This is a genomic window from Pandoraea sp. B-6 (genome assembly GCF_000282835.1).
Classification (GTDB): domain Bacteria; phylum Pseudomonadota; class Gammaproteobacteria; order Burkholderiales; family Burkholderiaceae; genus Pandoraea; species Pandoraea cepalis.
Genome location: NZ_KB290537.1, coordinates 63,809 through 71,903, shown reverse-complemented (window position 1 = coordinate 71,903; position 8,095 = coordinate 63,809). Strand labels below are relative to the sequence as shown.

The following is an 8,095-nucleotide window of genomic DNA, read 5'->3' as shown; positions in this document are numbered from 1 at the left end:
CGTCTGAACTCCTTGAACGGATAGATGCAATTCCGTCCCGAGTTTCGGGCGAACCCGGCAGCCTCACCGGCAATCTGCGCATCGTTGCGCCGCTTGGCTTTGGTCGCGCGCACATTGCGCCCTTGGTTCGCGAGCTTCATCGGGCTCACCAAGGCCTTTCGATTTCACTGGTGCTCGCCGACAGTCCGCTCACCGCAGCGTCAGGCGCGGATGTCGTCATTTCAATTGGCAACGTCAAAGCGTCTTCCTGGGTGGGGCATTACCTGGCGCCCAATGAACGATATCTCTGCGCGTCTCCCGCGTTTGCGCGCCGCCTGCCGGCCGTCGTGCATCCGTCCGAGCTCGATCGGTATGAATGTCTATGCTTGCGCGAGAACGACGAAGACGCCACGCATTTGCGATTCATGCGTAACAACGATCGCGGAACGGGGGCAAGCAAGGCCGCCACCATTCGAATGACCGGCGCATTGTCGTCAAACGACGGCACGGTCATCAGCGATTGGGCGGTCGCCGGACTTGGCATGATGGAGCGGTCCGAGTGGGATGCCGCACGACTGATTGCCGCTGGAAAACTGGTTCGCCTACTGCCGGAATGGCGCTTGGCGCCCGCCCCCATCATGGCGCTGGTGCCAACGCGTCACGGACTTTCGAGCCGTCAGCGGGTGTTTCTCGAAACGGCAAAGCGTGCCTTCGACCCACCGCCGTGGCGTCGGTGACGCTCTGACAGCGACCCTACATCCCGTGGTTCAGCGCACCTTGCACCAAAGTGGACCGCGGGTGCCCCCAGGAAGGCCAGGCAAGTCCGGCAGGACAGCGAATTGCGACCCGCCGGGACTGGAAAATCAACGGCGAACGCAAGAATGACATCCCCCTCTTGCTTGGACATCCGGCATGGAGTAAAACGTCGATCCATCCATGTCAACCTAGCCTAGAACCCCACGCTTATGGACCAACCCGCCAAGCTCAACGCCGATTCGCTGGGCATCGTCGAATCGGTGATTATGGGCATCGCCGGCACTGCACCGGCCTACAGCGTCGAGATCACGACGTCGACCATCATCGGGACGGCCGGCACGCTCTCCCCGGCGAGCATCCTGGTGTGCGGGCTGATCATGTTTGGCATCGCATACGCGTTCATCAACATGAATCGTGCGCTGGCCAGTGCCGGGACCTCCTATTCATGGGTGAGCATGGTCTTCGGGCGCACGCTGGGCTTTTTTGCCGGCTGGGCGCTGCTGGTGCTGTGCTGCGTGTTCATGGTGTCGGCCATGATTCCAGCGGCCAATGCCACGCTGCTCATCTTCGATCGACCCATGATGAACAACGTGCACTACGTGACGCTGATCGCAGCCGCGTGGCTCACGGTCGTCAGTGCAATCGTCGTCAAGGGCGTCAAGCTGACCAGCTACGTGCAGGTGGTGATGACCATCATCGAGGGCATCATCCTGCTGGTGATCATCGTCGCGAGCTTCTTCGTGTTCCCTCACGCGCAGCAGCACGCGTTCTCGTGGCATTGGTTTTCGCCCCTCGCGTTCACGCCCGCGCAGTTCGCCAGCGGTGCCCTGGTGGCGATCTTCTTCTTCTACGGCTGGGACGTGACCATGAACCTCAGCGAGGAGACGCGCGACTCGAACCGCATTCCCGGCCGGGCGGCGTTCTGGTCGATGGTGTTCCTGATGGTGTTCTTCCTTGTCTTCATCGTCATCGCCCTGCTGGGGCTGTCGGACGCCGAGATCCAGCACTTCAACACCAATATCATCTTCGCCATTGCCGAGAAGCTGTTTGGACCGACCTGGGGCTACGTCGCGATCATCGCGGTCTTGCTGAGCACGGTGGGAACGGTCGAGACGCAGATGCTGCAGTTCACCCGCACGCTCTTCGCCAAGAGCCGCGACGGCGCCCTCCACCATCGCTATGCGCGGCTGCATCCGCGTTGGCAAACGCCCCACGTTGCGATCTTCTTTATCTGGATCATCGGGCTGGCGCTGCTGTTCATGTCGTCTTATCTGCCGACGATCAACGTCATTCTGCAGGATTCTATTACCGCGATCGGCTTCCAGATCTGCTTCTACCTTGGGCTGACCGGACTCGCCTGCGGCTGGTACTACCGCAAGGTGTTGACGCAGGGCCCGTGGGCCGCCGTGACGCATGTCATCTGGCCGGTGGCAAGCGGGCTTTTCCTATTCTTCATCGCGGTCTACAGCATCCCGACCTTCGATTGGGCCACCAATGTCGTCGGCATGGGGGGCATTGTCATCGGTATCGGTCCGCTGCTGCTGAACCGCAAAAAGATCTGGGTGGCCCGGCAAGGTTGATCCGGCGGGCGCTCTGACATTGGCCGCGCGGGGCTCAGGCTTCCCCGTGCGGACGGTGGAATTCGCGCATCCCCTCCGCGCGGAGCCGTCCATCATGACAAATTCGTCATTTTGCCGTCATGGGATCGATGGCGACGTCCGGATAATCTTGCCCCATACCACAAGGTACCGACCGGGCGAAGACCGCGGTACCGACTGACGGACATTGCGCCGTACGGCGTTGTCGAGACATTCGGATACGGATACATGCAAACCCATTTCGGCAGACGAACCTTCGTAAAGGGATTGGGGGCCGCCGGTCTTGCTGGCGGGCTTGGACTGTGGCGTCCCCCCGTCTGGGCGATTTCGAGCCCGGGCCAGCCCAATGTGCTCGCGGGCACCCAGTTCGATCTCGATATTGGTCAGGCCCCCATCAACATTACCGGCCAGGCACGAACCGCCACGCTGATCAACGGCACCCTGCCCGGCCCGATTCTGCGCTGGCGCGAAGGCGATGACGTTACCCTGCGCGTCGCGAACAAGCTTCAGGCGCAGACGTCCATTCACTGGCATGGCATCCTGCTGCCGAGCAACATGGATGGGGTGCCGGGGCTGAGCTTCAACGGTATCGACGCAGGCGAAACGTTCACCTATCGCTTCACGGTGAAGCAACGCGGCACCTATTGGTACCACAGTCATTCGGCCATGCAGGAGCAGACGGGCGTGTACGGCCCTTTGGTCATCGACGCGAAGGACCCCGAGCCGTTCAAGTACGAGCGGGATTACGTGGTCATGCTCTCCGACTGGACGGATGAGGACCCGCGGCGAGTCAAGGCAAAGCTCAAGAAGCAGTCCAATTACTACAACTTTCACCAGCGCACGATCGTGGACTTCTTTCACGATGTCAAATCCCAAGGCTGGAGCGCGACGATCGCCGACAGAAAGATGTGGGCCGAGATGCGCATGAGCCCGACCGATCTGGCAGACGTCAGCGCCTACACGTACACGTATTTGATGAACGGCCAGGCGCCCAACGGGAACTGGACGGGCATCTTTCGCCCGGGCGAGCGCATTCGCCTGCGCTTTATCAATGGGTCGGCCATGACCTATTTCGACGTGCGAATCCCCGGCTTGAAGATGACGGTCGTGGCTGCCGATGGCCAATACGTCAATCCGGTCAGCGTGGACGAGTTCCGGATTGCAGTCGCCGAGACGTACGACGTAATCGTCGAACCGGCAAACGCATCGGCTTATACGATCTTCGCCCAGTCGATGGATCGAACGGGCTTTGCCCGCGGCACGCTGGCCGTGCGCGAAGGCATGACGGCCGAGGTGCCCTCCCCTGACCCACGCCCGCTGCTCACGATGGACGACATGGGCATGGGTGGCATGGATCACGGCGCAATGCCCGGCATGGACATGTCGAGCACGGGCGACGGGGCGATACAGACCATGGACGGCACGCCTGCCACGGATCACAACGCCATGCCGGGCATGGATATGTCGAGCATGAGCGGTGAAACCCTGCAGACCATGGACGGCACGCCTGCCACGGATCACAACGCCATGCCGGGCATGGATATGTCGAGCATGAGCGGTGAAACCCTGCAGACCATGGACGGCACGCCTGCCACGGATCACAACGCCATGCCGGGCATGGATATGTCGAGCATGAGCGGTGAAACCCTGCAGACCATGGACGGCACGCCTGCCACGGATCACAACGCCATGCCGGGCATGGATATGTCGAGCATGAGCGGTGAAACCCTGCAGACCATGGACGGCACGCCTGCCACGGATCACAACGCCATGCCGGGCATGGATATGTCGAGCATGAGCGGTGAAACCCTGCAGACCATGGACGGCACGCCTGCCACGGATCACAACGCCATGCCGGGCATGGATATGTCGAGCATGAGCGGTGAAACCCTGCAGACCATGGACGGCACGCCTGCCACGGATCACAACGCCATGCCGGGCATGGATATGTCGAGCATGAGCGGTGAAACCCTGCAGACCATGGACGGCACGCCTGCCACGGATCCAGCGGCAATGCCGGGCATGGACAGCATGTCGGGATCGACCACCAGCGCAGCGGCGAGCATGTCCGGCATGGATCACGGCGCCATGTCCGGAATGGGGGCGATGCAATCGCATCCCGTAACGGAGAACGGAAATCCACTGGTCGATGCGCAAGCCATGAGCCCCACGCCACGCCTCTCGGATCCAGGGATCGGACCGCGCAACAACGGACGACGCGCGCTGACCTATGCGGACCTCAAGAGCGCATTTCCCGATCCCGACGGACGCGAACCGACGCGCACGATCGAACTGCACCTGACCGTCCACATGGAGAAGTTTGCCTGATCGTTCGATGGCGTGAAGTTCGCGGACGCGAAGCCGATTCACCTCAAGTACGGCGAGCGGGTCAGGTTGGTGCTGGTCAACGACACCATGATGTCGCACCCGATTCATCTCCATGGCATGTGGAGCGATCTGGAGGACGAGGACGGAAAGTTCATGGTGCGCAAGCACACGATCGACATCGCCCCCGGGTCGAAGCGAAGCTATCGCGTTACGGCCGACGCCCTTGGACGATGGGCCTACCACTGCCACCTGCTTTTCCATATGGAGACGGGAATGTTTCGCGAAGTGCGCGTGGAAGAATGATGCGAATGGATAAGCCGATGTCATCGACGATCCCGCGGACCCTCAAGCGAACCGCCGTGGTCTTCGGCCTGGCGGCCGCCTTCGGACATGCCGTTCCTGCCCTTGCGCAGTCGGTGGCCTCGCCGGCGCACACGCACGATGAGGCCGCCTCGGGAGACGTGGAGATTCAACCCATGCAACCCACCGCATCGACCCCGACCGCATCTCCGGTGCCGCCGCTCACGGACGCGGATCGCAACGCCGTATTCCATGGCGGACACATGCACGACATGGGCGACACGGAGATCAACTACCTGGTGCTGTTCGACAAACTGGAGTGGCAACACGCCGGCGGTGGCAACGCGCTGAATTGGGAAGGGACCGCCTGGGTGGGCGGCGATATCGACCGCTTATGGATCCGTTCGGAAGGCAAGCGGACGGAGCATGGATTGGAGGACGCGGAGATCCAGGCACTTTGGGGCCATGCGATCAGTCCGTGGTGGGATGTGGTCGGTGGCGTTCGCCACGATTTCAAGCCGGGACGTTCCCAGACGTGGGCCGCGTTAGGCCTGCAGGGACTCGCGCTGTACAACTTCGATGTGGAGGCAACCGCCTATGTCGGGCAGGCCGGGCAGACCGCCGCCAGGCTGGAGGGCAAGTACGAGTTGCTCATTACCAATCGCCTGGTGCTTCAGCCGACTGCGGAAATCAATATCTACGGCAAGAACGATGCGCGCCGGGGTATCGGTGCGGGCCTGTCGTCCACCTCGCTCGGCTTGCGCCTGCGATATGAACTCGATCGCCAATTCGCCCCTTATATCGGTGTCAACTGGGACCGAAGCTACGGAAATACGGCGCGTTTCGCAGAACAAGAGGGTCAGCGACGCAGCGAAGTGTCCTTTGTCGCAGGCGTTCGCGCCTGGTTCTGATGTCGACGTTCGCGCGTCCTACGCACGACGTTCGTCCCCCTAATTCTCCCCCCCAAATTACCCACGGAGTTACCGATGAATCTTCGACACGTTGCCTCTCGTCTCGCGGTGATCGCCACCACGGCGGCCCTTGCCTCGGTCGCCTATGGGCATCCCAAGCTGTTGTCCTCGACGCCGCAGGACAACGCCGAAGGCGCTTCCCCCGAAAAGATCGAGCTGCATTTTTCCGAGAACCTGATGACGCAATTTTCCGGCGCGGCGCTCGTCATGACGGGCATGCCGGGCATGTCCAGCCATGCGCCGATGCGCGTTGCCGCGAAGGTGTCGGGCAGCGACGATCCCAAGGTCATGGTCATCGCGCCGTCGCAACCCCTGCCGGCCGGCACCTATCGCGTCGATTGGCGCGCCATTTCTTCCGACACGCATCCGGTGACCGGCAAGCTCATGTTCACGGTGAAGTGATCGGCATGGATGGTTGGATCAACATCGCCGTCCGGTTCGCGCTCTACCTGGATCTAATGCTGCTTTTTGGATTGCCGCTCTTCGGTCTTTATGCATTGCGGCGCCATGAACGACATTCCACGTATTTCGTGAGGCCGCTGCGCGCGCTGCTCGCGATGCTGGTTGCCATCGGCATGGCGTTGTCTGTCGGCAGCATGATCGTGATGGGCAAAGCCATGACCGGGGCGTCCGATTACGCTTCGATCGGGGCGCACGCGATTTCGATGCTGATTTCCGGTACAGCCTTCGGGGCGGCGTGGCTGGTTCGCATCGCTGCCCTGGGGGCATGTCTTGCTGCCTTGCTCGCCCTCGCACGCCGCCCTACGACCGCGCTTGCTGTGGCAACCGTCTCGGGTGGGATTGCGCTGATTACGCTTGCCTGGGGCGGCCACGGGGTGATGGACGAGGGAGATAAAGGCGTCCTCCACCTCACGTCCGACGTTTTCCACCTCATTGCCGCCGCCGGATGGGTCGGCGCATTGACGGCCTTTGGGCTGCTACTGCGCGTCAGTCATTCCACGCCGAAAGCGCGCATCGCGCTGTTGAGCCGAACGCTGAACAGTTTTGCGGTCGTCGGCGCCATGATCGTCGTGACGCTCGTCGCCACCGGCCTGATCAACTACGGCATGATCGTCGGTCCCACGTTGAGCGGTCTGTTCACCACCTCTTATGGGCAGTTGCTCGTCGTGAAGTTGGCGCTCTTTGGCCTGATGCTTGGCCTCGCGGCGGCGAATCGCTACCATCTGGCGCCCTTGCTCGAGATTCGGGTACAAGGGGGGGATTACCAGGGCGCCATCTCCGCGCTGCGCAGGAGCCTCTTTATCGAAGCCAACGCGGCCACGGCGATTCTCGCTGTGGTCGCGGCGCTCGGCACGTTGAGCCCCGAATGAACGGGACGAAGGTCAGGCATGAGCGTCCGATGCCCAAGCCCGACATGGGATAATGCCTCGCTTGCGGCTGACGCTCACCCACTGCCTGTGCGGGATCGGCCGCGCGTCCGCCCATTTCTGATATGCGCATACTTATAGTCGAAGACGAGCCCAAAATGGCCGCCTACCTCAGGAAGGGCCTGACGGAGGCAAGCTATACGGTCGACACTGCGAACAACGGCAAAGACGCCCTGTTCCTCGCGCTGCACGAAGATTTCGACCTGATCGTCCTTGACGTCATGCTCCCCGAACTGGATGGCTTCGAAGTTCTCAAGCGCCTGCGGATGCAAAAGCCCACGCCGGTGCTTCTGCTGACCGCGCGAGACACCGTGGATGACAAGGTGACCGGTCTGGAGCTGGGCGCCGACGACTACCTGTCAAAACCGTTCGCCTATGCCGAATTCCTGGCGCGGATCCGATCGCTCCTGAGACGTGCGCCGCGTAGCGTGCGAGACACACTGCTCATTGCAGATCTGGAGATCGACCTTATCAAGCGCCGGGTCCGCAGGGGGCAGTTCCGGGTCGAGCTCACGGCGCAGGAATTCTCTCTGCTCCAGTTGCTCGCTGAGCGCCAGGGCGAGGTGCTGACGCGAACGTTCATTACCTCGCAGATATGGGACATGAACTTCGACAGCGACACGAACGTCGTTGATGTCGCCGTCAAGCGGCTGCGAGCCAAGATCGACAGCACATTCGAGAACAAGCTGCTGCACACGGTTCGTGGTATGGGCTACGTACTCGAGGATCGTTCGTGAGCGTGGCCGGCAGACCCTACTCCCTGCTGCGTCGTCTC

8 protein-coding genes are annotated in these 8,095 nt (G+C 61.8%); all 8 read left to right on the top strand.

Annotation, left to right across the window (positions count from 1 at the left end; all coding sequences use genetic code 11):
- The coding region (locus tag A985_RS25870) for a LysR substrate-binding domain-containing protein (protein WP_369751584.1) at positions 1-716 on the top strand (716 nt) is incomplete at its 5' end.
- A gap of 228 nt (positions 717-944) precedes the next feature.
- Positions 945-2,315, top strand: a complete 1,371-nt coding sequence (locus A985_RS0116360; RefSeq protein ID WP_017234480.1) for an APC family permease — start codon at positions 945-947, stop codon at positions 2,313-2,315.
- 246 nt (positions 2,316-2,561) lie between these two features.
- Complete coding sequence (locus tag A985_RS28645; RefSeq protein ID WP_304412214.1) at positions 2,562-4,661, top strand: copper resistance system multicopper oxidase; 2,100 nt, start codon at positions 2,562-2,564, stop codon at positions 4,659-4,661.
- Between the two features lie 12 nt (positions 4,662-4,673).
- Positions 4,674-4,964 (top strand): multicopper oxidase domain-containing protein, encoded by a 291-nt coding sequence (locus A985_RS29720; RefSeq protein WP_017234478.1) that lies wholly within the window; start codon positions 4,674-4,676, stop codon positions 4,962-4,964.
- A gap of 17 nt (positions 4,965-4,981) precedes the next feature.
- The gene (locus tag A985_RS0116345) at positions 4,982-5,872 is read left to right on the top strand and encodes a copper resistance protein B (protein WP_232424651.1); all 891 of its coding nucleotides are present in this window, start codon (positions 4,982-4,984) and stop codon (positions 5,870-5,872) included.
- Positions 5,873-5,947: 75 nt separating this feature from the next.
- Complete coding sequence (copC, locus tag A985_RS0116340) at positions 5,948-6,334, top strand: copper homeostasis periplasmic binding protein CopC (protein ID WP_017234476.1); 387 nt, start codon at positions 5,948-5,950, stop codon at positions 6,332-6,334.
- Between the two features lie 5 nt (positions 6,335-6,339).
- Complete coding sequence (gene copD / locus A985_RS0116335; RefSeq protein ID WP_017234475.1) at positions 6,340-7,263, top strand: copper homeostasis membrane protein CopD; 924 nt, start codon at positions 6,340-6,342, stop codon at positions 7,261-7,263.
- A gap of 122 nt (positions 7,264-7,385) precedes the next feature.
- Positions 7,386-8,057: a heavy metal response regulator transcription factor gene (locus A985_RS0116330; RefSeq protein ID WP_026132039.1), complete on the top strand. Its 672-nt coding sequence runs from the start codon at positions 7,386-7,388 to the stop codon at positions 8,055-8,057.
- The last annotated feature ends 38 nt before the right edge of the window (positions 8,058-8,095 follow it).

Coding starts and splice junctions, on each gene's coding strand:
- A985_RS0116330 (WP_026132039.1), top strand. CDS start 7,386: ATGCGCATACTTATAGTCGAAGACGAGCCCAAAATGGCCGCCTACCTC.
- copD (WP_017234475.1), top strand. CDS start 6,340: ATGGATGGTTGGATCAACATCGCCGTCCGGTTCGCGCTCTACCTGGAT.
- A985_RS28645 (WP_304412214.1), top strand. CDS start 2,562: ATGCAAACCCATTTCGGCAGACGAACCTTCGTAAAGGGATTGGGGGCC.
- A985_RS0116345 (WP_232424651.1), top strand. CDS start 4,982: ATGTCATCGACGATCCCGCGGACCCTCAAGCGAACCGCCGTGGTCTTC.
- A985_RS0116360 (WP_017234480.1), top strand. CDS start 945: ATGGACCAACCCGCCAAGCTCAACGCCGATTCGCTGGGCATCGTCGAA.
- copC (WP_017234476.1), top strand. CDS start 5,948: ATGAATCTTCGACACGTTGCCTCTCGTCTCGCGGTGATCGCCACCACG.